The sequence below is a fragment of the Marinobacter sp. LA51 genome, from assembly GCF_030297175.1.
GTDB classification, from domain to species: Bacteria; Pseudomonadota; Gammaproteobacteria; order Pseudomonadales; family Oleiphilaceae; genus Marinobacter; species Marinobacter apostichopi.
The window spans coordinates 2,685,315-2,710,021 of the sequence record NZ_AP028070.1; the positions used below are offsets into that span (position 1 = coordinate 2,685,315).

22 protein-coding genes are annotated in these 24,707 nt (G+C 59.0%); 6 read left to right on the top strand and 16 right to left on the bottom strand.

Annotated elements, in window-relative coordinates:
* Positions 1–3 precede the first annotated feature (3 nt).
* Entirely contained in the window at positions 4–996 is a 993-nt protein-coding gene (cmoB, locus tag QUE89_RS12340; protein WP_286220369.1) for a tRNA 5-methoxyuridine(34)/uridine 5-oxyacetic acid(34) synthase CmoB, read from the top strand.
* 86 nt (positions 997–1,082) lie between these two features.
* Here cmoB and QUE89_RS12345 read toward each other — a convergent pair whose 3' ends face one another.
* From QUE89_RS12345 to QUE89_RS12395, 11 genes are all read right to left on the bottom strand, one after another.
* Positions 1,083–2,378, bottom strand: a complete 1,296-nt coding sequence (locus tag QUE89_RS12345; protein WP_286220370.1) for an adenylosuccinate synthase — start codon at positions 2,376–2,378, stop codon at positions 1,083–1,085.
* Between the two features lie 82 nt (positions 2,379–2,460).
* A complete protein-coding gene (locus QUE89_RS12350; RefSeq protein ID WP_286220371.1) occupies positions 2,461–3,642 on the bottom strand; it encodes an ATP phosphoribosyltransferase regulatory subunit in 1,182 nt (393 codons plus the stop codon).
* Positions 3,643–3,826: 184 nt separating this feature from the next.
* Positions 3,827–4,702 (bottom strand): protease modulator HflC, encoded by an 876-nt coding sequence (hflC, locus tag QUE89_RS12355; protein WP_286220372.1) that lies wholly within the window; start codon positions 4,700–4,702, stop codon positions 3,827–3,829.
* Between the two features lie 2 nt (positions 4,703–4,704).
* Positions 4,705–5,889: an FtsH protease activity modulator HflK gene (gene hflK / locus QUE89_RS12360; RefSeq protein ID WP_286220373.1), complete on the bottom strand. Its 1,185-nt coding sequence runs from the start codon at positions 5,887–5,889 to the stop codon at positions 4,705–4,707.
* A gap of 79 nt (positions 5,890–5,968) precedes the next feature.
* Complete coding sequence (hflX, locus tag QUE89_RS12365; protein ID WP_286220375.1) at positions 5,969–7,267, bottom strand: ribosome rescue GTPase HflX; 1,299 nt, start codon at positions 7,265–7,267, stop codon at positions 5,969–5,971.
* 116 nt (positions 7,268–7,383) lie between these two features.
* The gene (hfq, locus tag QUE89_RS12370; RefSeq protein ID WP_041340987.1) at positions 7,384–7,635 is read right to left on the bottom strand and encodes an RNA chaperone Hfq; all 252 of its coding nucleotides are present in this window, start codon (positions 7,633–7,635) and stop codon (positions 7,384–7,386) included.
* Positions 7,636–7,668: 33 nt separating this feature from the next.
* A complete protein-coding gene (miaA, locus tag QUE89_RS12375) occupies positions 7,669–8,712 on the bottom strand; it encodes a tRNA (adenosine(37)-N6)-dimethylallyltransferase MiaA (protein WP_286220376.1) in 1,044 nt (347 codons plus the stop codon).
* Positions 8,713–8,718: 6 nt separating this feature from the next.
* Positions 8,719–10,659: a DNA mismatch repair endonuclease MutL gene (gene mutL, locus QUE89_RS12380; RefSeq protein WP_286220377.1), complete on the bottom strand. Its 1,941-nt coding sequence runs from the start codon at positions 10,657–10,659 to the stop codon at positions 8,719–8,721.
* A 20-nt stretch (positions 10,660–10,679) separates the two neighbouring features.
* The gene (locus tag QUE89_RS12385; RefSeq protein WP_286222887.1) at positions 10,680–12,011 is read right to left on the bottom strand and encodes an N-acetylmuramoyl-L-alanine amidase; all 1,332 of its coding nucleotides are present in this window, start codon (positions 12,009–12,011) and stop codon (positions 10,680–10,682) included.
* 60 nt (positions 12,012–12,071) lie between these two features.
* A complete protein-coding gene (gene tsaE / locus QUE89_RS12390; protein WP_286220378.1) occupies positions 12,072–12,569 on the bottom strand; it encodes a tRNA (adenosine(37)-N6)-threonylcarbamoyltransferase complex ATPase subunit type 1 TsaE in 498 nt (165 codons plus the stop codon).
* Entirely contained in the window at positions 12,566–14,125 is a 1,560-nt protein-coding gene (locus QUE89_RS12395; protein WP_286220379.1) for an NAD(P)H-hydrate dehydratase, read from the bottom strand. The genes tsaE and QUE89_RS12395 overlap by 4 nt, the downstream gene beginning before the upstream one ends.
* Positions 14,126–14,274: 149 nt before the next feature.
* On the opposite strand from QUE89_RS12395, the gene queG reads away from it, so the two are divergent.
* Positions 14,275–15,354: a tRNA epoxyqueuosine(34) reductase QueG gene (gene queG / locus QUE89_RS12400; protein WP_286220381.1), complete on the top strand. Its 1,080-nt coding sequence runs from the start codon at positions 14,275–14,277 to the stop codon at positions 15,352–15,354.
* Here queG and orn read toward each other — a convergent pair.
* Positions 15,349–15,891 carry an oligoribonuclease gene (gene orn, locus QUE89_RS12405; RefSeq protein WP_286220382.1) on the bottom strand — a complete coding sequence of 181 codons (543 nt, stop codon included), beginning with the start codon at positions 15,889–15,891 and terminating at the stop codon, positions 15,349–15,351. The genes queG and orn overlap by 6 nt on opposite strands.
* A 117-nt stretch (positions 15,892–16,008) precedes the next feature.
* On the opposite strand from orn, the gene rsgA reads away from it, so the two are divergent.
* Positions 16,009–17,064, top strand: coding sequence for a small ribosomal subunit biogenesis GTPase RsgA (rsgA, locus tag QUE89_RS12410; RefSeq protein WP_286220383.1), 1,056 nt, complete (start codon positions 16,009–16,011; stop codon positions 17,062–17,064).
* 18 nt (positions 17,065–17,082) lie between these two features.
* Here the strand turns inward: rsgA and motB are convergent, their stop codons facing one another.
* Both motB and motA read right to left on the bottom strand, forming a co-directional pair.
* Positions 17,083–18,042, bottom strand: a complete 960-nt coding sequence (gene motB / locus QUE89_RS12415; protein ID WP_286220384.1) for a flagellar motor protein MotB — start codon at positions 18,040–18,042, stop codon at positions 17,083–17,085.
* A 32-nt stretch (positions 18,043–18,074) separates the two neighbouring features.
* On the bottom strand, positions 18,075–18,926 hold the full coding sequence (gene motA / locus QUE89_RS12420) for a flagellar motor stator protein MotA (protein WP_286220385.1): 852 nt from the start codon (positions 18,924–18,926) through the stop codon (positions 18,075–18,077).
* A gap of 175 nt (positions 18,927–19,101) precedes the next feature.
* Between motA and asd the strand changes: the two genes are divergently transcribed.
* Positions 19,102–19,956 carry an archaetidylserine decarboxylase gene (asd, locus tag QUE89_RS12425; RefSeq protein ID WP_286220386.1) on the top strand — a complete coding sequence of 285 codons (855 nt, stop codon included), beginning with the start codon at positions 19,102–19,104 and terminating at the stop codon, positions 19,954–19,956.
* Positions 19,957–19,970: 14 nt separating this feature from the next.
* Here asd and epmA read toward each other — a convergent pair whose 3' ends face one another.
* Together epmA and efp are read right to left on the bottom strand one after the other, a co-directional pair.
* The gene (gene epmA / locus QUE89_RS12430; RefSeq protein WP_286220387.1) at positions 19,971–20,939 is read right to left on the bottom strand and encodes an EF-P lysine aminoacylase EpmA; all 969 of its coding nucleotides are present in this window, start codon (positions 20,937–20,939) and stop codon (positions 19,971–19,973) included.
* Between the two features lie 7 nt (positions 20,940–20,946).
* The gene (efp, locus tag QUE89_RS12435) at positions 20,947–21,522 is read right to left on the bottom strand and encodes an elongation factor P (RefSeq protein WP_041339752.1); all 576 of its coding nucleotides are present in this window, start codon (positions 21,520–21,522) and stop codon (positions 20,947–20,949) included.
* A 45-nt stretch (positions 21,523–21,567) separates the two neighbouring features.
* Between efp and epmB the strand changes: the two genes are divergently transcribed.
* Complete coding sequence (epmB, locus tag QUE89_RS12440) at positions 21,568–22,605, top strand: EF-P beta-lysylation protein EpmB (protein WP_286220388.1); 1,038 nt, start codon at positions 21,568–21,570, stop codon at positions 22,603–22,605.
* 222 nt (positions 22,606–22,827) lie between these two features.
* Entirely contained in the window at positions 22,828–24,633 is a 1,806-nt protein-coding gene (locus QUE89_RS12445) for a cyclic-di-GMP receptor FimW-related protein (RefSeq protein WP_286220389.1), read from the top strand.
* Positions 24,634–24,707 lie beyond the last annotated feature (74 nt).

Consider the following 24,707-nt stretch of genomic DNA (forward strand, 5'->3'; position numbering starts at 1 on the left):
CCCATGGCGACTTTTGACTGGCAGACACATTTCGGACCGTTATTAACCGAGCTGGCGCAAGACGGCCACGACCGATGGGCCGATCGACTCCGCTCGCAACTTACCCAGCGTTTTGATGACAACCCACACGGCGACCTCGAGCGCTGGCTGGGCGCCTTGGACGGGCTACCGACTTTGTCGAACGTCGACGCCAGTCTGACTGACTCCGCGATCACCCTGCGCACCGACACGCCTCCGAGCCAGGAGCAGCACCAGCAGCTGGAGTCTGCGCTGCGGGGTCTGATGCCCTGGCGCAAGGGCCCGTTCGACTTCTTCGGCACCTACATCGATACCGAATGGCGCTCGGACTGGAAATGGGAACGGGTGCAGCCCTATTTGTCAGACCTGGAGGGCCGGAGCATCCTGGACGTGGGCTGCGGATCCGGTTATCACTGCTGGCGCATGCTCGGCGAGGGTGCCCGGAGAGTCATCGGCATAGATCCGGGGCTACTGTTCATGTTCCAGTTCCTGAGCGTCAAAAGCTACCTGGGCGAGGTGCCTGTGGATCTCCTGCCGGTTCGGATGGAAGACCTGCCTGAAAATCTGGGTGCGTTCGACACCACCTTTTCCATGGGTGTGCTTTACCACCGCCGGTCCCCGTTAGACCATCTGCTGGAACTCAAGGGGACCCTTCGGCGCGGCGGCGAGTTGGTACTGGAAACCCTGGTGGTGGAAGGGCCCGAAGGCCACAGCCTGATGCCCGAGGACCGCTACGGGCAGATGCGCAACGTCTGGTTCCTGCCCAGCTGCGATACCCTCTTGCGCTGGCTCGACCGAACCGGCTACCGCAATGCCCGCGTAGTGGATGTCACAGACACCACCGCCGACGAGCAACGCAGTACCGACTGGATGCGCTTTAACTCGCTAGAGGATTTCCTGGACCCGAATGACCCGTCCAAAACCATCGAGGGCTACCCCGGTCCACGTCGGGCCACGATTATTGCCGAAAAGCCCTAAACGCGGACAGCCGACCCCGGCTAAAGAAAGGCACAAAAAAGCCGCCAGACAGTTTCCTGTGTGGCGGCTTTTCTTATCCTTGCGGATTACTCACCAAACGGGTGACGCAAGACGATGGTTTCGATCCGATCTGGCCCCGTCGAAATAATGTCGATTGGCGCCTCAATCTGCTCCTCGAGGAAGCGGATGTAGGCTTTGGCATTCTCGGGCAGCTGCTCAACGCTGGTCAGCCCGACTGTGCTCTCGCTCCAGCCCGGCAGTTCCGCGTAGACCGGCTCGATGTCGGCGTAGGTACCACACCCGATCGGCGGACGAGTAATTTCGCCCTTCGGAGTCTTGTAGCCAACACACACCTTCACGGTTTCCATGCCGTCCAGAACATCCAGCTTAGTCAGGCAGATGCCCGACACACTGTTGATCTGAATAGCGTGACGCAGGGCGACTGCATCAAACCAGCCACAACGGCGCGAACGGCCGGTGGTGGTGCCAATTTCATTGCCCTTAACAGCCAGGTGATGCCCCATGTCGCAAAACAGCTCGGTCGGGAACGGACCAGAACCAACGCGAGTGGTGTAGGCCTTGGTGATTCCCAGCACATAGTCGAGGAACAACGGGCCAACACCGGAACCGGTGGCGGTACCCCCGGCCGTGGTGTTTGAGGAGGTCACGTACGGATAGGTACCGAGGTCGATGTCCAGCAGTGAGCCCTGGGCGCCTTCAAACAGGATGTGCTCACCACGCTTGCGGAAATCGTGCAGCATGTCGGTAACGTCCGCCGCCATCGGAAGAATTTCCTCACCCATTTCCATGAGCTCGGCCAGGGCCGCATCGATATCCTCGGCCTCTTCCTTGAAGTACTCGGTCAGTACAAAGTTGTGGTAAGACATGATCTCCCGCAACTTGGCCTCAAAATCCACAGGATTGAACAGGTCGCCCAGACGAACACCGCGACGGGACACTTTGTCTTCGTACGCAGGCCCGATACCACGACCCGTGGTGCCGATCTTGTCGTTGCCACGGGCTCGCTCGCGGGCCTGGTCGATACGGACGTGAGTGCGCAGGATGATCGGGCAAGCCAGACTGATGCGCAGGCGGTCGCGCACGGCAACGCCGTTGGCTTCCAGCTCACGGACTTCTTTCAACAGTGCTTCCGGTGACAGAACCACGCCGTTACCAATCAGGCAATAAACGTGCTGACGCAGAATACCGGATGGAATCAGGTGCAGGGCAGTCTTTTTGCCGTCGATCACCAGTGTGTGACCGGCGTTATGGCCACCCTGGAAACGGACGACGGCCGCAACCTTATCGGTCAGCAGATCAACGATTTTACCCTTGCCTTCATCACCCCATTGGGTGCCCAGCACAACAACGTTTTTACCCATGATTCTCTCTCAATACGGCTGCCCCGAAGGACAGGCGTTTCGCAAATTAACCTGTAATAAGTTCACCAAGGCCCTGAGGGCCTTAGTCCAGCTTTTCAACGACCCACTGGCCGCCCTGTTTGACCAGTTTCCGGTCGCAGCCTCTGGCCGCCGGGTTTACCTTGGCATCTTCCGGCAGTGCCCGGATCACCGTCTCCGTCAACCGGAGCCCTGAAATCACACCTTCCAGGGCAGGGTCCTCGTCAGCGGGCGCCCAAACTGCTCCACTGCGTTTCTGTACCCGCTCTCCAAGAGCCACCAGAGCACGGATATCAAGGCTGAATCCGGTTGCCGGTCGGGCACGACCAAAATCGCTACCAATGGCGTCGTAGCGGCCGCCCTTGGCGACGGCATCACCGTGGCCCGGCACGTAGGCGGCAAACACCAACCCGGTATGATAGTTGTATCCACGCAGTTCACAGAAATCGAAGCCGACACTCACTTCGGGGTAATCCCGCGCCAGCATGTCGCAAACCCGACCCAGCTTATCCAGGGCCGAGTCCAGCTCATCGGATGCGCCTCTCAGAATTCTACGTGCCTGGTCCAGCGCCTCGGGACCACCGCTGACCCGGGCCAGCTCACGCAAGCGAGCACCTGGCGTTCCCGCCGGGCAATCGCCCAGAAGCTGGTCCAGCTCGGGGACCGATTTGCGAGCCATGGCGTCAAAGATGGCGGCCTCGGTATCCCGGCTGAAATCAGCTTCGCCAATCAGACTCTGGTAAATGGACACGTGCGCCAGATCCAGGTGAATACGCGGCAGGCCCGACACCCGCAGGGCCTCAAGCATCAGACTGATCACTTCAAGATCAGCCGACTCAGACTCACTGCCGAACAGCTCGCAGCCGGCCTGGATCGGAGTCCGGCCTGTCAGCATGTGCTTCGGGCGGGTATGCAGTACATGGCCCGCGTAGCACAGGCGAGTAATGCCCTCCTGACCCAGGGTATGGGCATCGATACGGGCGGCCTGAGGCGTCATGTCCGCGCGCACACCCATCATCCGGCCAGTCAGCTGATCGGTCAGCTTGAAGGTCTGGAGTTCCAGATCATGCCCGGTACCGGTAAACAGCGACTCGAGATACTCAATCAGCGGAGGGATTACAAGCTGGTAGCCCCAGCGTTGGCAGGTATCCATTACATCCCGGCGCAGGGATTCGATCCGTCCGGCCAGCGGCGGCAGAATGTCCTCTACCCCGTCCGGCAGTAACCAGCGATCAGATACTGTCATGAGATTACGTTGTCCGTCAGACCCGCTACGGCACAAAAGGCCATGGGGATTACACAGGATTTAGGGCGAATTCCGCGGCAGGAGAAAACCGGGAACAAAACCGTCAGAATTTTACACGGTTGGCCGACACAAAAAAACCGGAATACCGAGGTATTCCGGTTTTTCGAACTCAGGGTGCCCGACTTCAGCGGCCGCCCTGAGGGTCCTTAAGGAACTTCATGAAGTCACTGTCGGAATCAATGACCATGATGTCATCCTTACTCGAGAAGGTGTTCTGGTACGCCTGGAGACTACGGTAGAAGCTGTAGAACTCGGCATTCGCACCATAGGCATCGGCGTAGATCGTCGCCGCCTGACCGTCACCCTCACCTCGGGTTTCTTCAGATTCAGCAAAAGCTTCGGCCAGAGTAACCGTGCGCTGACGATCAGCATCGGCACGAATACCTTCAGCCAACTCACGGCCGCGAGAGCGGAATTCCTGAGCCAGCTTTTCACGCTCGGTCGCCATCCGACGATAAACGTTTTCACTGACCTGGCCCGGGAATTCGATCGCCTTCACCCGTACGTCGAGGACTTCGATACCGAACTCGTTCACCGAGGTCTCATTCACCCGGTCACGTAGAGTGTGCATGAGTTCGTCTCGCTGACCAGACACTACTTCGTGCATGGTACGGATACCGAATTCGTCCCGCAGGCCGTTGTCCACGCGGGACAACAGCAGAGACTGGGCACGGTACTCATCGCCACCGGTCGCACGGTAGAACTGGTCGACGTTCAGAATCTTCCAGGCGATATAAGAATCCACATCCAGCGGCTTCTTCTCGATGGTCAGATACTGGCGTGACGGCAGATCCATGGTCAGTACCCGGATATCAAACTCCCGGACCTGATCAATCACTGGCACCTTGAAATGAATACCAGCCTGGATGTCAGTTTCAACCAGTTCGCCGAACCGCAGCATTACACCCCGGTGGGTTTCCGGAATGATGTAAACACTGGACAGCACCAGCAGGACAACAATGAGGGCGCCTGCAAGACCCACTACACCTTTAGGTCCCATGATTATCTGCTCCTCCGAACGTTAGTATCCTGTCTGGTACGCAGTTCCTTGATCACCTGATCGGTCAGGTCCTGGATATCCATCTGGCTGCTACCGCTGCCCGAGGACTGTCCACCGCTGCGTGGCAGCGAGCCCTGAGTCAAACGATCCAGCGGCAGGTACATCATGTTGCCACTGCTCTCGGTATCCACCAGTATCTTGCTGCTGTTGGACAACACAGATTCAAGTGCCTGCAGGTACAAGCGATCACGGGTTACCGTTGGCGCTTTCTGGTATACCGCCAGCAACTCGAGGAAACGTGCGGTTTCACCACGGGCTCGCTCAATGACTTCCTGCTTGTACGCGTTGGCTTCTTCGATCATGCGCTGCGCTTGACCGCGAGCCTCCGGAACCACCTTGTTGCGGTAGGTTTCGGCTTCTTCTTTGACACGCTGCTCATCTTCCCGGGCCCGTTGAACCTCACGGAAGGCGTCCTGCACAGCCGGTGGCGGCTGGGTGCTCTCGACGTTAACACGGACAATTTCCAGGCCAGTGCCGTACTCGCCCAGGAAGCGCTGCAACCGCTGCTCTACCCGCACGGCCAGTTCGGCCCGGCCTTCAGTCAGCACGTCGTCCAGTGACGAACTGCCCACCTCGTGACGCAGTGCACTGTCGGTCGCAAAGGCCAGCGCCTGATTCGAATCCCGAACGTTAAGCACGTAGGCCTGAGCGTCCGCTACCCGATACTGAACCTGAAGATCAACGGTGACCAGGTTCTCGTCCTGGGTCAGCATCTGGCCGCTGGATTCAGCGGTACGGACGCTGGTGACGCGAACCTTGGTGACGTCGTCGATTAGCGGGACTTTAAAGCGCAGACCCGGATTCTCGGTACGGTTATACTCACCGAATCTCAGAACGACGGCACGTTCCTGCTCGTCCACTGTATAGAAAGACTGGAAGACCACGTAACCGACAACCAAAATGCCGGCCAACGCGATAATGGCGCCAAAGCCACCGGCACCGCCTCCTGTACTGCCACCGCTTCCGCCGGACTTCTTACCTTTACCGCCCAGCATACGATTCAGTTTATCGAGGCCCTTTTTCAGCGCCTCGTCGAGGTCTGGCGGCCCCTGATCATCGCCGCGCCGACCACCGTTACCCCAGGGGTCGTTGTCGTTGCGGTTTCCACCCGGTTCGTTCCAGGCCATAGTGCTCTCCGTTCCTGACTTGTAGAATGGCTGCAAATACTAGGGATTTATCGTCGTCCCGGCAATAGCATACCCGGTTTCAGGCATGACCATCGTCAAGACGAACCGATTCTTCGTTCATACCGGCACGGCTCAGCAACTGTAACCAGTCCCGGTTCTGCAATCGCACCTCAAGCACGGCATCACCGCTCTCCCGATGCGTTTCACTCAACACGGACCCGGCTTCATGCAGCAGTGCCCGTAACTTGCCGTCGGTTGGCCCGAGCAGCACAAAATGATGCACCACATCTTCGGCCAGACGCTCAACGATGGCATCGTACAACCCATCCAGGCCCTCGCCAGTCACCGCAGAGACCCAGGCCCGCACCGGCACCCCATCCTCGTTTCGCTCAACGCGAGGTATGAAATTTTCAAGCATATCAATCTTGTTGTACACCTGAAGCACCGGAATCTCGTCGGCGCCGATCTCTGCCAGCACCTCCTCCACCTGCTCGACGTTCTCATCACGACGACTGTCGTAGCAGTCGATGATGTGCAGCAACAGAGACGCTTCCGTGGTTTCTTCCAGCGTGGCCCGAAACGCCTCAACCAGCTTGTGCGGCAAATGGCGGATAAAGCCTACGGTGTCTGCCATCACTACGGCGCCGATGTCCGGCAGCTCCAGCCGGCGCAACGTCGGATCGAGGGTTGCGAACAACTGGTCAGCGGCATATACGCTGGATGTGGTGATTCGGTTGAACAGGGTCGACTTGCCGGCGTTGGTGTAACCAACCAGGGAAACCGTTGGAATGTCAGCGCGAGTTCGTGCGCGACGGCCCTGATTACGCTGCCGGCGCACTTTTTCCAAGCGCTTGTGGATCGATTTGATGCGCTCGCGCAGTAGCCGTCGGTCAGTTTCAAGCTGGGTCTCACCCGGCCCCCTAAGCCCGATACCACCTTTCTGGCGCTCAAGGTGGGTCCAGCCCCGTACCAGCCTGGTCGACATATGCTCTAGCTGGGCGAGCTCAACCTGAAGCTTGCCTTCGTGGGTTCGGGCCCGCTGGGCAAAGATATCCAGAATAACGCCGGTGCGATCCAGCACCCGACACTTCAGGTCCCGCTCAATATTGCGCTCCTGACTGGGGCTCAGGGCGTGATTGAAGAGCACGACGTCGGCGCCGTTGGCACTGATGGCGTCGCGAATTTCTTCCAGCTTACCCTCACCGACGAACAGGCGGGGGCTGGGCTGTTTGCGTGAGCCATTGATCGTGGCAACAGGCTCAACACCGGCCGAGGTAACCAGTTCCCGAAATTCACCGGGATCTTCGGCATCTTCATAGGAGGTGAAATCGATGTGGACGAGAATCGCCCGCTCACCAACATCCGGACGCTCAAACAAGTAGTGTCAACTCCGAAACGGTAGAATGGCTTACTTTAAAAAAACAAACACCCGCGCCCTTCCAAACCCTTGGGTTTTTCAGTAACGCGGGTGATACCACCGGCAAACCGGGCAAATCAGTCTTCCAACTCACCTTCACCGGCCGGGTTCTGCTGCGGAATGCGAACATTGCGGGCAGGTACCACAGTAGAGATAGCGTGCTTGTAGACCATCTGGCTGACAGTATTTTTCAGCAGAATCACGAACTGGTCGAATGATTCAATCTGGCCCTGCAGCTTGATGCCGTTAACCAGAAAGATAGAAACCGGGATGCGTTCTTTACGCAAGGCATTAAGGTAAGGGTCTTGTAACGAGTGCCCTTTTGACATGTGTGTTCTCCTGTTTTTAGTAAATGCAGATCGTCAAATTTCAGAGTTAAATGTGGTGCGAAGTATGATTTTTTTCAAGGCAGCCCCAGCGATATCTTTTTCCTCGCTATCAAGCCAATCCACATCAGACCATTTCCGCAACCAGGTTAACTGTCGTTTCGCCAACTGGCGCGTCGCAGCGACTCCCTTGCTGACAAAGGCGTCGTACTCGTCTTCACCGGACAAATAGGCCCAGGCCTGACGGTAACCGACGCAGCGCATGGAAGGGAGATCAGGGCGCAAATCACCCCGGTTCATCAGCGCACGTACTTCATCGAGGAAACCGGCATCCAGCATGCTCAAAAAGCGCTGATGGATCCTCTCGTGAAGCGTCCGCCGCTCGGACGGCGCCACGGCAAGCTGGGCTACAGTATACGGAAGGGAACCCACTTCGTCTGCCTGCCATTGGGTGAAATAGGTGTAATCCTCCACTGCATCGCCTTGCTTTTGGGACGAACTTCCACTTTCTGCCTTCCAGAATGACGAGATCGGCTTCCCGGTCAGCCGAATCACCTCGAGCGCCCGCAATAAACGCTGCCGGTTATTGGGGTGAATCAGCCCGGCGGCGACAGCATCCTGCTCCTGCAGCTCCTGATGCAGGGCATGCCAGCCCCGCTGCTCAGCCTCCTGCTCCAGTGCCCGCCGCAACTCCGGGCTGGCAGCCGGCAGTCCCGACATGCCATGGATCAATGCCTTGAAGTACATCATGGTGCCGCCGACCAGCAAAGGAATCCGGCCAGCTTCGGTAATCCTGGCCATTTCGGCCAGCGCATCGGTCCGGAAATCTGCGGCCGAGTAAGTGTCGGCGGGGTCGCAAATATCGATTAGCCGGTGCGGGGCTTGGGCCAGTTCGTCAGCGGAAGGCTTGGCGGTGCCAATATCCATGCCCCGGTAGATCATCGCCGAGTCGACACTGATAATGTCGCAGGGCAGGCGCTTGCATAGCTCAATGGCCAGATCGGTCTTGCCCGACGCCGTCGGCCCCATCAGGAAAATGGCTGGCGGTTTTTCCGCAGCGTCAGTCGTTGGCACGATCATGGCCGATTAGCGCCCCCGCAGGAACAGCTTGTCCAATTCCGACAAAGTAACCAGGGTCCAGGTTGGACGACCATGGTTGCACTGGCCGCTGCGCTCCGTGGCTTCCATGTCCCGCAGCAGTGAGTTCATTTCCGGTATAGTCAGCTGGCGATTGGCTCGCACCGAACCATGACATGCCATGGTTCCCAGCAACTCGTGGGTGACCGCCTCAACACGGTCGCTCTGGCCATGCTCAATCAGATCAGCCAGGACATCCCGGACCAGCTGTTCACTATCGGCGCCACGAAGGAGCGCCGGCACCTGCCGGACGGCCAGCGTCTCGGGGCCGATACGCTCGATCTGCAGGCCCAGCTGGCGCAAATCATCGCCGTGGGTTTCAGTCAACGCGGCTTCTTTCTGGCTCACCGCCATGGATAGCGGCACCAGAAGGGGCTGGCTCTTGAGATCCTGCTCCGCCAACGCTCGCTTCATGCGCTCGTAGGTAATGCGCTCATGCGCCGCGTGCATGTCCACAACAATCATGCCAGCGCGCCCCTGCGCCAGAATATAAATGCCGTGCAGCTGGGCTATGGCATAACCAAGGGGCGGCTCTTCGTCTCCGTCCATGGGTGGCGTCGGCATCGCCTCGGGCCCGACGCCCGGCGCCGCCGGAGAGTCGGATTCAACACCACCACCAGCATTCAGGGAACTGTAAAATGCCATCTGATCACTGGCATGCCATTCCTGTTGGGGCTGAGGGTTTGAATGAGGCTGCCCGGAATACGGGTAGCCCTGACCACCACCTTGCGGCATGCCCTGCCCCGGCGACGGCGCGGACTGGAAACCAGTCGGCTGGCCCGACCAGGCCTGCGTCGAGGGATCAGGATGTCCAGCCACGCCGGGCGACGCCTGAGCATTCTCGCGGCCAAAGGACTGGGCCACGGCGCCCCGCAGGTGATCGTCCGGACGGACATCCGCCAGCGCCTTGTGCAGAGTGCGGAAGATGAAATCATGCACCAGCCGGCCATCGCGGAACCGGACTTCATGCTTGGTGGGGTGAACATTCACGTCCACCGTCGCCGGATCCACTTCCAGGTACAGCACGAAGGCCGGATGACGGTTGTTGTAGAGCACATCCCGGTAGGCCTGGCGTACGGCGTGCGCCACCAGGCGATCCCGGATAACCCGGCCGTTGACGAAGAAGTACTGCAGGTCTGCCTGGCTACGGGAGAACGTAGGCAGTGCCACCCAGCCCCACAACCTCAGGCCTGTCGCTTCGGCATCGATGAGCACGGCATTGTCGATGAACTGCTGCCCACAGAGGGCACCGATACGGCGCTCCTTGTCGAGTGGCGATTCGGCCGGGCGCAGGCTCTGCACCACGCGCTGATTGTGGCGCAGGGTGAAGCCGGCATCGAAGCGGCTCAGCGCCTGACGACGGACACACTCTTCAACATGATTGAATTCGGTTTTTTCCGTGCGCAGGAATTTCCGACGGGCCGGGGTATTGAAGAACAGGTCACGCACTTCCACGGTGGTGCCCACCGGGTGCGCCGCCGGTGAAATGCGGGCGTCCATGTCGCGCCCTTCCACCTCAACCCGCGAGGCCGCTTCTTGAGCCGCAGTGCGCGAGGTCAAGGTAAGACGGGAAACGGAACTGATACTGGCCAGGGCTTCACCCCGGAAACCCAGGGAAGCCACGGCCTCCAGATCATCCAGGCTGACGATCTTGCTGGTGGCGTGGCGACTGAGCGCCAGCGGCAAATCCTGTTCTTCGATACCACTGCCGTCATCCCGGACCCGAATCAGTTTGACGCCACCCTGCTCGATCTCCACATCGACCCGGTCGGCACCGGCGTCGAGAGCATTTTCAACCAGTTCTTTGACAACAGACGCGGGGCGCTCCACCACCTCGCCAGCAGCGATCTGGTTCGCGAGCCGCGGCGAGAGCAATTGAATGGGGGGCATGTTTCGGGGAAACCTCTTGATCAGGATGCAGGAATTCGAATGGTCTGCCCTACCATAACACGGTCATCCCGCAAGCCGTTAAACTGCATAAGTTTGCTGACGGTGGTCTGGTTTCTTCGAGCCACGCCCGACAGCGTATCCCCGCGCTGAATCCGGTAGTGACTGACAGAACTGCCACCCTGGCGCTGCTGCTTCTCCCACGCCAGCAGAGTGCCCGGCGGTGGTGTCTTGCGAAAATAATCGTCGATGCCTTTCATGATCGCACTGGCCAGCCGGTTCCGATACCACTCGGTGGCAAGGTTCTTCTCTTCCGTGGGATTGGAGATAAAACCGGCCTCAACCAGAATCGACGGAATATCCGGGGATTTCAGTACCACGAAGGCAGCCTGCTCAACCCCGGACTTGTGCAGCTTGGCCACGCTCCCAAGCTTGCCCAGCACCGAACTGCCAACACCCAGGCTGGCGTTGATACTGGCCGTCATGGACAGATCCAGCAGCACCCCAGCAAGCATGTCATCCCGCCCATCCAGCGACACACCGCCAGTCAGGTCCGACCGATTTTCACTTTGCGCCAGCCAGCGAGCGGTTTCACTGGTAGCTCCGCGCTGGGAAAGCGCGAAAACCGAGGCACCTTTGGGTTGCGGCGTGCGGAAGGCATCGGCATGCATCGACACGAACAGATCAGCGTTGTATTTCCGAGCCAGCAAGGTTCGGTTGCGCAGGCCGATGTAATAATCACCGGTTCGGGTCAGCTTGGCGGTATAGCCCGGCTTGTCATTGATCCGTTTGGCGAGGTTTTTCGCCATTTTCAGCACCACGTCTTTCTCACGGGTGCCCCTGGGCCCGATGGCACCAGGATCCTCACCACCGTGACCGGCATCGATCACCACGATCACATCCCGCTTGCCGCCGGATTCCTGGGTCACTGTTGGCTTGCTCGCCTTTTCCAGTCGGCTGCCATCTTCGTCGATCAGATCAATCACCAGACGATGACCATACTGATCGTTGGGCTCCAGCTGGAAGCTCCGGGGTTTGATCTTGCTCTTGAGATCCAGAACCACTCGCAGGTCACTGCCATTGCGGGGTGCGCTGCGAATCCGGCGAATCGGGCTCCCGGAAAGATCCAGCTTGTCAAATTCCGCTTTCAGGGCGGTATTTTTCAAGTCAACGACCAGGCGCGACGGGTTCTCCAGTGAAAAAATGTTGTGTGCGACCTGACCTTCAGTATCCAGCACCAGACGCGTGTGATCCGGCGCCGGCCACACCCGCACACCCTCTACCCGGGTAGCGGCCTGGGCAGTCAGGGACAGAGACAGTAACAAAACTGCCACCATGGCTGCCCAAACGCTCATTGTTGGCTTTATCTTACTCATACTGCTGTCCTGCTTAACAAACGACACGGCCCGAATACATCAATGCCCGGGCCCGATCAGTTCCAATTGGTTCAACAGCGATGCACCCCGCTCCGAACCCGCCCGCAGCACGACCGAACGGCCATCATGCTCGCGTTCGAGGTGGATCTCGACATCCGGCTCCGGCAACAGCCCCTTGCCACGCTCAGGCCACTCAATCAAACACAGGTACTGGCCCGAGAAGTAATCCCGGATGCCCATGTACTCCAATTCATCCGGGTCGCCGACCCGATAAAGATCAAAGTGATACGCCGGCGGCTGCAAATCTTCATAGGGCTCCACCAGGGTATAGGTCGGGCTTTTCACCGCGCCCTGATGCCCGAGCCCGCGCATGACCCCACGACTCAAGGTGGTCTTGCCCATGCCCAGATCACCGTCCAAGAAGACGATCAAGCCCTCACCGGAGGCAACAACGCAACGCGCCAGCTCCTGGCCCAGCTGCTCGGTCTCTGATTCGCCCTCCAGAAACAGGCGGCGCTCATTTCCAAAAATACTCATGACTCCTCCCGACCCTGTGAGCTGAGGGTTTCCGACTGGCGCAATACCGTGGGCAAGGCATCGATCACGTCTGTTGGAATCAACCCCATAAAACCTTTTTCCGCCGACGCCAGGTTGGCCGCAGCCAAGTGCACCGACGCCGCCAATACAGCCGCCTGCCGGGCATTATCCAGCTGGCCGTATAGCGCACCGATAATGCCGGCCAATACATCTCCCATGCCACCGGTTGCCATTCCCGGGTTACTGCCGCTGACAATATCAACAGTTTCCCGGTCAGACGCAATCACTGTACCCGCACCCTTGAGTAAAACCGTGCCACCGTACATCGACTGAAGCGTGCGCGCCGCCGCCATCCGGTCAGCCTCCACCTCCGGAACCAGGCAACCCAGCAAGCGAGCCGCCTCGCCCGGATGCGGCGTCAGAACCTGGTTCTCCGCCGGAACCGCCACCCGCGTTGACAGCAGGTTCAAAGCATCGGCATCGAGCACTCGGGGCTTGCCGCTATCGACAACTTGCTCCAGCATCTGCTGGGCCCAGGCGCCCTGCCCCATACCGGGGCCACACACCACCACCGTAGCCGCCTCCAGCAGGGGCGGCAGCTCAGAACCGTGAATAAGGCCGTGCACCATAATGGATGGGCAGCGCGCCAGGGCAGCGGTCACATGCTCCGGCCTTGTGGCCAGCGATACCAACCCGGCACCGGAGCGGGCCGCGGCCTCAGCCGCCATCAGGCCCGCACCACCAAAACCTCGCTCACCGGCCACCACCAGAACATGTCCGAAGCGCCCCTTGTGGGCATTGGCCGCTCTCTTGGACAACCAAGCCATGGTCGAAGGCCAGTCAAGACGGCATGCCAGCGGCCTCTGCCCGCTCCGGCTGACGCCCGATTCCGTATCCAGTGCTTCGAACACTACGGTGCCGCACACAGCCGGCCCCTGTCCGGTGAACAGGCCGCTCTTCAGACCAATGAAGGTTACCGTCAGATCAGCCCGCACCGCATCGCCCTCGGTGGCACCGGTGGTTGCATTCAACCCGGAAGGCAGGTCGATTGCGAGAATAGGTGCCGACCCATGATTGCACTGGGCAATCAGGCCGGCGAAGGGCTCCCTTGGGGCACCGGAAACCCCGGTACCCAACATGGCATCAACCAGCACGTCAGCCTCATTGAGCAGGGCTTCCCGTGTCTCGGCGGTCAAGGTTGCGACTTCTTGCACCTCGACCCCGTCAGCGACGGCCTTCCGCCAGGCTTTGCGGGCGTCACCGGTCAGTTTCTTGGTGGGCGCCACAGCAACACACTGGACGGCCATACCATGACGCGCCGCATCGGCGGCCACCAGATAGCCGTCTCCGCCGTTGTTGCCAGCGCCACACAGCACCAGAATCGACTCCGCCTGTGGCCACTGCCGGACCAGCCGCCGAAACGCCGAATGGGCCGCACGCTGCATCAAATCGAACCCGTCCACGCCCTGCTGGTCAATCACATAGCGGTCAATCTCCCGCACAGCATCGGCGGAAAACAGCGTGTCTGGTAAACTGCCAACCTGGGACGGCGGCATAAGCCTTTGCTCCCGTTACAGAAACCGGTTTAAGAAAATTGGCCAGATACCTGTAAAGCATAGCAAAACGGGCAAAAAGGTCATAACTTAATCAAATTAAAGTTTGGCATTCTGATTTTCAATGAGTTGCCGACGTCGCAGCAGGCCCCATGAGCGCAGCATCTGACCAACCAAGTACCGCCGAGGATTTTTCCGACCTGGTCACCCGCATCCGGGGCTGGGCCCAGAAGCTCGGATTTGCCGATCTGGGCATCACCCTCCCCGACACTGGCGAACATGGCCAACACCTGCAGGACTGGCTGGCGCAAGGCTACCACGGCGAAATGGAGTACATGGGCTATCACGGCGACAAGCGCTACACGCCCAGCTCGCTTGTGCCTGGCACAGCCCGGGTGATCTCGGTGCGCATGGACTACCTGCCCGCCCCGGACAGTCCGAAAGAAGCGCTTACTAACCGGGAAGGCGCCTATGTTACCCGCTACGCTCTTGGTCGCGACTATCACAAGCTGATCCGAAAGCGGCTGGCGACCCTGGCAAACTGGATCGACGAGGCTCTCAGCGGTTACGAGTATCGCGCCTTTGTGGACAGCGCCCCGGTGCTTGAGCGGGCACTTGCCCAGCGTGCGGGCCTGGGCTGGATCGGAAAAAACAACATGCTGATTCACCCGAAAGCGGGCTCGTTTTTCTTTCTGGGCGAGATCTTCACCAGCGCACCACTGCCGGTGGATGCCCCGTTCGAAACCGACCATTGCGGCAGCTGTACAGCCTGCCTCGACCTCTGCCCGACCGATGCCTTCGTAGACGCGCACCTGCTTGATGCCCGGCGCTGCATCAGCTACCTCACCATTGAATTGCGCGGCAGCATTCCGGAAGAACTGAGACCGTTAATGGGTAACCGGGTTTTCGGCTGCGATGATTGCCAGCTGGTCTGTCCGTGGCAGAAATTCAGCAAACCGACCGGGGAGGATGACTTCCAGCCCCGACACGGTCTGGACAACAGCTCCCTGGCCGAGTTGTTTCTGTGGACTGAAGAGCAGTTCCTGAAACGGACCGAAGGATCCGCTATCCGTCGGACAGGGTATCGGGGCTGGCTTCGGAACCTGGCCGTTGGGCTTGGCAATGCGCCCTCAACCATTCCGGTCATTGAGGCTTTGAAACAGCGCGCGGACCATCCGGATGACATGGTCCGCGAGCACGTGCAGTGGGCCTTGAAGCAGCACGGCCTATAACTTGAAAAAAGTGTCCCGATAGTGCTGTAGCTCGCTGATGGAGTCGCGGATATCGTCCAGGGCCAGATGGCTGCCCTGTTTCTTCACGCCCGCCAACACATCAGGCCGCCAGCGTCGCGCCAGCTCCTTGACGGTAGATACATCCAGATTGCGGTAGTGGAAAAACTCTTCCAGACGGGGCATGTACTTCACCAGAAAGCGGCGATCCTGGCCGATACTGTTACCACACAAGGGTGACTTGCCCGCTTCGAGGTGTTGCTGCAGAAATTCCAGCGTTTGCTGCTCGGCCTGGGCCTCGTCAATAGTACTTTCCTTGACGCGTTTGGTCAGGCCACTGGCACCGTGGGTGTTGGTGCACCATTCGTCCATCGAATCCAACAGACTGTCGGGCTGATGCACGGCAATGACCGGACCTTCTGCCACAACATTCAGCTCCGAATCGGTGATGATGGTGGCCATTTCGATGATCCGTTCCTTTTCCGGATCCAGGCCGGTCATTTCCAGATCAATCCAAACTAAGCGATCGCCTTCTGCCATTATCAGTTCCTAACGTTCAGTGTCTTGGTGGTGGAGTTGGGACATCCCCTGTGTATTGTGGCCGATTAACGTATGATGTAACACCTCACTCCACCGATTACTGGCAACTGATCCTTAATGGCAAAACGGCGACTGAACAAGCAGCAGCAATTCCGAATCAAAAAAGTCCAGGAGGAGCGCGCTGCGCGCGCCGCACGGAAGGAGAAAGCGGTTCAGGAACAAGCCGATGCCGGCGAGCTGGGCCAGGAACAGGAAGGGCTGATCATCGCCCACTATGGCCAACAGCTGGATGTCGAGGGCCTGGAAGGCGAACACACGAGCAAGGTAATTCGCTGCTTCGTACGCGCCAACATCGACAGCCTGGTCACCGGTGACAAGGTTATCTGGCGGCCTGGGCGCAACGAATCCGGGGTCATCGTTGCCCGCTGTGAGCGCCAGAATCTGCTCCAACGTCCCGACAATTTCGGCGCCCTGAAGCCAGTTGCCGCCAATATTGATCACATCATTCTGGTACTGGCCTCCGAGCCCGAACCCCATGACAACCTGATCGACCGGTATCTGGTGGCCTCTGAAATCACCGACATTCCGGCGGTCATCCTGCTCAACAAGACCGACCTCATCACTGACCGCAACCGCGAGCACATCGATGCGCTGCTGGCGCGCTATGAGGCCTTGGGCTATGAGGTCGTTCGCACCTCGGCGGCGGAATCCGGCGATCGGCCGGCGCCGGAAGTTGAGGCACTGGTTAAAAACCAGACCAGCGTGTTCGTGGGTCAATCGGGGGTTGGTAAGTCATCGATTATCCAGACCCTGATTCCGGACGAAGCCATCCGGGTTGGCGCAGTGTCCGAGAGCACCGGCAAGGGCGTACACACCACCACCACCGCCCGGCTGTTCCATTTGCCCATTGGCGGTGACCTGATTGACTCTCCGGGCATTCGGGAGTTCGGCCTTTGGCACATGACACCACAGGAGATCGAGTACGGGTTTCGTGAGATTCGGGATGAGATGGGTCACTGCAAGTTCCGGAACTGCCGCCACATGGGCGACCCCGGATGCGCGATCGACGCCGCGGCAGAAGCGGGCCGAATCAGCCCGGAACGCCGGAGAAGCTTTCACCGCATTCTGCTGGATATGGCAGAGCAACAGGCCCGGGGCCTCAAACTGGACTGAACCAGACGGCTGCTCGCCTTACCAGTTCAGTTCGCCGGGTTCGGGCTCAGGCTTTTCTTCCAGCCATTCGCCACCCTCCAGCCGGTCCATGGCCGCCTGCTTTTCTTCCGCAGACGGCTTGGTGAGATCGATTAAGGGCTCGTCACCCTGGCCGGCGCTGTCCTGAATGCCCTGGGCCGTGCGCTTGTTCAGCACGATGATCGAGATCCGGCGGTTGACCGGTGCGGTCGGATCACTCTCTTCAAACAATACCGAATCACTCAACCCCACCACCCGGCCAATCTGATTTTCACCAACGCCACCGGCGACCAGTGCCCGGCGAGCGGTGTTGGCGCGGTCTGCCGACAGCTCCCAGTTGGTATAACCAGGCCTCCCATTGAAGGGCGTAGCATCGGTGTGCCCGGTCAGGCTGAGCTTGTTGTCCACTGAGCCAAGGGTCTTGGCAAGCTCAAACAGGATGTCCTGGGAATAGTACTTCAGCTCGGCACGACCACTGTCGAACATGGGCCGGCCAGAACGATCGACGATCTGAATACGCAAGCCCTCATCGGTGATGTCGATCAGCAACTGATCCTTGAACTCCTGAAGCGTCTGATTCTGCTCGATACGATCCTTCAGCTCCTGAAACAGCTCCTCCATGCGACGCTGCTCAAGAGTCTCGGACAACTGATCCACCACCTCATCCTTGATCTGAATCTGACTGGACGCCTCGTCCGGACTAGCCTCGTTAACGACTGACGCACTGCCACCGAGATCCACAGGATTGGGCGAACCACCATCGGTAAAACCGACCGGGTCCCGAAAATAGCCCTCGACCGCCTTGATCTGCTCCGGTGACGCCGTAGCCGTCAGCCAGAGCACCAGGAAAAACGCCATCATGGCGGTGGCAAAATCGGCAAACGCCACCTTCCAGGAGCCACCGTGGTGACCGCCGGCGACGACCTTCTTTCGCTTGATGATGATCGGTTGTTCGTCCACGCCTCAGCTCCGGATCAGAATGTGGCTATGGGTCACTTGGACCTAACGTGATCGTTCAATTCCTGGAACCCGGGCCGCTTGTCGGTGGGCAAGGCCTTACGACCAAACTCGATCGCCATCTGCGGCGCCTGGCCCGAAAGGGTGGCCACAATGGAGGATTTTACGCAGTTGTAGGCCTTCAGTTCGTACTTGGCAGAATGCTCCATGGCAATGGAGAGCGGGCCGACAAACCCGTACCCCATGAAGATGCCCAGAAACGTACCAACCAGGGCTGCGGCGACACTCAAGCCGATACGCTCAGGCCCCTCGGACAGGAAGTTCATGGTGATAACGATACCCAGCACCGCAGCCACGATCCCCAGGCCCGGCAAGGCATCAGCAGTCTTATTGACTGCATGGGAGGGCTCCTCCAGCTCGTGCTGACGACTATCGATCTCATTCTCCATCATGCCTTCCAACTCATGAGTCGCCATGTTGCCGGAACTGATGATGCGGAGATAATCGGTGATAAACGCGAGCAACTCCTCGGACTTCATGATCGCCGGGTACCGGCTGAAGATCTGACTCGCTTCGGGATTGTCGATGTCTTCCTCAATTGCCATGACACCCTGTTTGCGAGACTTATCAAAAATCTCGTACATCAGGCTCAACAGATCCATGTAATAGGACTTGTTGTACGGCGATCCGGTCAACTGACGCAGAATGCCGTGGAAAACCTCCTTGACGGTGTGCAAGGGGTTGGCGATTACGAACGAACCCAGCGCGGCGCCGAAGATAATCAGCACTTCCGTGGGCTGCCAGAGCACTGCCAGATTGCCGCCATGCAGAACGTAACCGCCCAGCACACTCGCGAGGACAACCACTGCACCAATGATCAATAACATGGGAAGAATGTACGCCTTGGTTTTTGGTTATCGGCGGACGCTGTGGCATCCGCGCCGTTTTGGGCTCCGATCATAGCAAGGCTTAACGCTGCCCGAGAAGCCAGGAAACAATTTCTATACAGAGGCCAGACTTTGGTAGAATGCGCGCCTTTGCGCTCAAAGGGTTACTTTTTCAATGCTAAGCAAGCTGCTTGTCCTGAGTCAGTACGTTACACCCCAACTCACGGTGTCCCGCCTCGCGGGCCGCCTGGCAGATAACGATAGTACCCCCGCGCTAAAGAACCGCGTCATTAAATGGTTTATCGGCCGCTATGGCGTAAACATGAGCGAGGCGGCCGAGTCCGATCCCACCGCCTACCCCAGTTTCAATGCGTTTTTCACCCGGGAACTCAAGCCCGGCCTGCGCCCCCTTGCCGAAGGCGAGAAAACGCTAGTCAGCCCGGTCGATGGTGCCATCAGCCAGTTGGGCCAGGTGAGCAATGACCGAGTATTCCAGGCGAAAGGACAGTCCTTCAGCCTGACCGAGCTGCTCGGCGGCGATCCGCAGTGGGCCGACACCTTTGCGGATGGTGAATTTTCAACTATCTACCTTTCGCCCAAGGACTATCACCGGATTCACATGCCACTGGCGGGCACTTTGCGTGAGATGGTGTACATTCCGGGCAAGCTTTTCTCAGTCAACCCGGTCACCGCTGAGAACGTTCCCAACCTGTTCGCCCGCAACGAACGGGTGGCCTGTATATTCGACACCGAAGCCGGGCCCATGGCTCTGGTATTGGTCGGCGCCATGATCGTCGGCAGCGTTGAGACTGTGTGGTCTGGCGTGGTAGCACCGGGCAATGGCGAGGTCACAACCACCCGCTACGAAGGCGATGAGGCACGGGCATTCGCCAAGGGCGAGGAAATGGGACGTTTCCGGCTGGGCTCCACCGTGGTCATGGTTATGCCCAAGGGTGCAGCAACCTGGAACGAAGATCAGGTTGCCGGCAAAACAGTGCGCATGGGCGAGGCCTTCGGCACTCTGGCTTAAGTGAGGCTAACGGCTTAGGCGCGCTCGAAGGGAAAGGCCAGCACCTCGGCGATATCCCGGGTGCCCAGCTTGAGCATCAGCAAGCGATCCAGCCCGAGCGCCACCCCGGCGCAATCGGGCAATCCGGTCTCGACAGCATCAAGGAACGCCTCATCCAGCGCCATGTCGGGCTTGCCCGACTGCTGCCGGAGCCGATTATCGGCCTCAAAGCGCCGGCGCTGTTCGCTGGCATCAACCAATTCCCAGTAGCCGTTGCACAATTCCAGACCATCGACATACAGCTCAAAGCGATGCGCCACCGGATGACCATCCACCACTGAGACGCGCGCCAGGGCCGCCTGGGAAGCGGGATAGCCGACGATGAATTCCGGAGAATCCCGGCCAAGATTCGGCTCTACCGAAAAGCTCATCAGCAGGTCCAGGCACCCGTCCCGATCCAATTCCGCGATCTGATCCGGCTCCAGCCATTGCTCACAGCATCGGCGCAAATCCTCATCGCTGATTTCAAACGGATCCACTTTTGCCCAGGCCAGCATTGCATCCCGGTAGGACACCTGCACCGGCCGGGCACAATCCAGCCAGCCACATACCAGGTCTGCCACGTCGGCCATCAGTGCTGTGTCGTCGTAGCCGACCCGATACCACTCCAGCATGGAGAACTCGGGGTTATGCCGACGGCCGCGCTCGCCATTACGGAACACCTTGGAAACCTGATAGATCGAACCGGATCCAGCTGCGAGCAGACGCTTCATGTGGTATTCGGGAGAGGTCTGGAGCCAACCTCCCTCGCGCCCTGCCGCGGACACGTCGGCCGCGACGCCATCAAGGTTCACGTCGGTCACGCCGTGCTGGGCCAGCACTGGCGTTTCCACCTCCAGAACCTCCCGTTCAGCAAAAAAGCCGCGCGCAAACGCCAATTGTTGTGCACGGCTTTTTAGAGCTGCCGGCGAGGCAGAAGGCCGCCAGGCAGATTCTTCAGTCATTCCGGACTCAGCCGCCTTTGACGCGGCTAACGTAGTCACCCGACCGGGTGTCGACCTTCAGCACTTCGCCGATGGTGATGAACAGCGGAACGTTGACCACCGCACCGGTCGACAGGGTAGCGGGCTTGGAGCCGCCCTGAGCGGTGTCACCTTTCATGCCCGGGTCGGTGTCGACCACTTCCAGCTCGACAAAGTTCGGCGGCGTAACCGTCAACGGCGCGCCGTTGTACAAGGTAACCGTATACACGTCCTGTTCTTTCAGCCACTTCACGGTATCACCGACCGCCTTGGCGTCTGCCGGGTACTGCTCGAAGGAGCCATCGGTCAGCATGAAGTGCCAGAATTCACCATCGGTGTAGAGGTACTCCATGTCCTGATCGATCACGTCAGCGGCTTCGAGGCTCTCACCCGACTTGAACGTGCGATCCCAGACCCGGTTGGTCATAAGATTCCGCAGTCTTACGCGGTTAAAGGCCTGACCTTTCCCCGGCTTGACGAACTCGTTTTCAAGCATGATACAAGGGTCGCCATCGAGCAAAACCTTAAGACCGCCGCGGAATTCGTTGGTAGAATATGAAGCCATGAAATGTTCACCTGACAAAATGCAGTTAAAAATTCGAAGGTCGCTATGATACAGCGAACCCCCACCCGTATAGAAGCCCACCTTGTTGAGGACCGACGCAGCTGGCAGCAACTGCTCTCTGGGTCGATAACCTGCCCGGAGGAACTGCTGGCAAGGCTTGACCTTTCGCCCGAGCGCTGGCTCCGGGGTGCCCGGGTCGGGCACCAACTGTTCCCGGTGAGGGTTCCGGAGCCGTTCCTGGCGCGAATGCGTAAGGGCGACCCCGATGATCCCTTGCTGAGACAGGTCCTGCCGGTCAGCCAGGAGGCTCTGCGGGTGCCGGGGTTCGTTCGCGATCCCCTGGAAGAAGACGGCGCCATCCAGACGACCGGCCTGATCCGCAAATACCGCAGCCGTGCCCTGCTGATGGTGACTGGTCAGTGTGCCGTCAATTGCCGCTACTGTTTCCGGCGCCACTTCCCGTACGAGGATCAGCGCCTGAGCCCTCAGGACCGGCAGCACATAATAGAGACCCTGGCGGCGAGCCCGGAAATCAACGAAGTGATTCTCAGCGGCGGCGACCCCCTGGCGGTCAACGATAAGCTATTGGCCCAATGGGCACACGAACTAGGGGCTATTCCTCACCTCAAGCGCCTGCGCCTGCACACTCGGCTGCCGGTGGTGATTCCCGAGCGCGTTTGCGAGCCGCTGCTTGCCTGGCTGAAAAATACGCGGCTCCAGGTGGTGATAGTTCTGCACATAAACCATCCGGCCGAGATTGATACAGCCACTCGCACTGCACTGGAACAATTGCGCGACGCTGGCGTCACGCTGTTGAACCAGAGCGTTATCCTGCGCGGCGTCAACGACCACGCCGACGTTCTCGAGGCACTTAGTGAAGCCCTGTTTGACGCCGGAGTGCTGCCGTATTACCTGCACGCCTTTGATCCGGTTGAAGGCGCGCATCATTACGATGTGTCTGACGACGAGGCTCGGGAACTGGTCCGGGATCTGCTAAGCCGACTACCGGGATTTCTGGTGCCGAAGCTGGTACGAGAGGTTCCAGGACGGGAAGGCAAGACGCCCCTCAATCTGTTTACGTGATAGGATTCTCAAAAATACGCCCACAGGCGCTTGTCAAAGATTGTTAACTCGTTGCACGTTCGCTTTTTGTAACGGGCTTGCTATCTTAATGTTATGTAACGATTACCATAATAATATTATTCACGGCTTTTCCGTGACGCTGCGGGCGAGTAACACATTGGTCAAATGCCCACCGCTTCACCTTAGGAACTCCACCGTGACTCTCAACAGTGGCGTGTACTCATGGAAGGCATGAATCTGAAACCAGATCTTCGAGTCCCAGAACAGAAAACGGCCAGCCTGTCTTTTTGCGACACCACCCCAAAAGCATTTCGGGGGTGGGTCGATCAATTGCCTATGGCCAATATCGGCGAGGTTTCGCGCCAGCTTTACCATGCCATTATTGAACTCAACCACCTGTTCACGCCCCCACAGCAGCGGCTGCAGTTTCTGGAGTTGATCCGGGACAAGATCCAGTTCGTGTGCAATGAGCTTTCCCGGCATTATCTGGGCATGGCCGTTGCACTACCGGAAAAACAGCGCAAGATTGCTAACCTGTCCCAAGCGCTGCAGCTGCACCTGTCCGCAGGCTACAAGCTCTGCGTCCTGGAATTTCTCGACAACGGAGGCGTAGAGCGCCACCGCAAGCCCATCGTCATCTCAACGCATCGGGCCATTTCCGAGCTGGCAGCGACCATCGTTCGCTCTCACCAGCTGTATTGTCCAAGCCCTTCGAGAAGTTGGCTGGAGTGCCACCGGCTGTACCGGTTTGCCGTCAGGAGCAAGCTCGCAGACACCGAAGTTGAAGACAACAACCTACTGCACCGCCGCTCCAGCTCCATCGCCGATGCCTACAAACGGATACTGCTGCTCGGTAGTGCCCGCCCGAACCAGCTGCGCCAGCCAGAGCTGATGCAGGTCTACGAACTGTTCGAGGCCTGGAGCGATTACACCCGCTGCGCCCCCGATATCGGAGACGACAGCCTGTTTGTCATCAACATGGAGGGCGACAACCCTCCAATCTATCGTAGTCTGCTGGATCACAACCCTGGCGAAGACAGCTTTGATTTCGACACCCGGGACCTGTCGGCCATGGTCTCGGACACCCTGAACGCCCGCCGCAACAAAACCAAAGGCGAGAATGCTCTGCATGTGCCCGCCAAAGTCAGCGACACCCTGCTGACTCACCTGAGCCAGGCCTTGGGCATTCTGGCCAAGCGAAACTTCAACCGGATTGCCAGTCAGGGCATGCTGGAAGTCTGTGTGGGCCTCACCGCCGCCCACTATTTTGTTGCTGGCGAAAAGACCTTTACCGAGTTTGTCAGTGGCAACGAAAACGGTCACCACAGCGAAGAGAACATGTTCATCCGCTCCGCCCAGCAAGGCAAAGACGCCTGGGCGGGAGCCCACGATGTCGCCCCCAGCGAAGACGCCAGGCACTCCGCGGACGCCCCCATTACCTTCCGCGGCAGCTATGGCACCGCTTCCAAGCACGTGGCTGACAAAAACCGGCCAAACGCCCACCATGCCCTGCTGATCAACACCAGCCCGGGCGGCTATTGCGTGGCCTGGGAAAGCAATGTCCCCGCATCTCTACAAGCGGGTGAGGTTTTAGGTGTGCGCGAGCAAAGCTCCCACCCCTGGAGCATCGCGGTGGTTCGCTGGATTCGGCAAATCAAGCATCACGGAACCCAAATCGGAATCGAACTGCTGGCGCCCAGCGCCTCGCCCTGCGGCGTAAAGCTGATCCAGAAGGTCGGCAACAGCAGCGAATACCTGCGCGGTTTGCTACTGCCTGAAATCAGCGTGGTCAACCAATCGGCGACGCTGATTACCCCACGACTGCCGTTCCAGTCAGGCAGCCGTATTTCGCTGCTGCATGACGGCCGGGAAGACCAGGGTCAGCTCTCCAAGAAGGTGTCTTCAACCGGAAGCATCAGCCAGTTCGAGCTGAAACTTCACAACGCCTCAGTTCCGTCGGCAAGCGCCCCGGACACTCCCTCTGGCGCCAGTGAGGATGAATTCGATTCACTGTGGCCGTCGCTGTAGACGCTTAACACCGGGAACCCATTGGCCACAGGGTTGTTATTGGCGACTATCCGCTGCATCATTCAGCTTAGTGA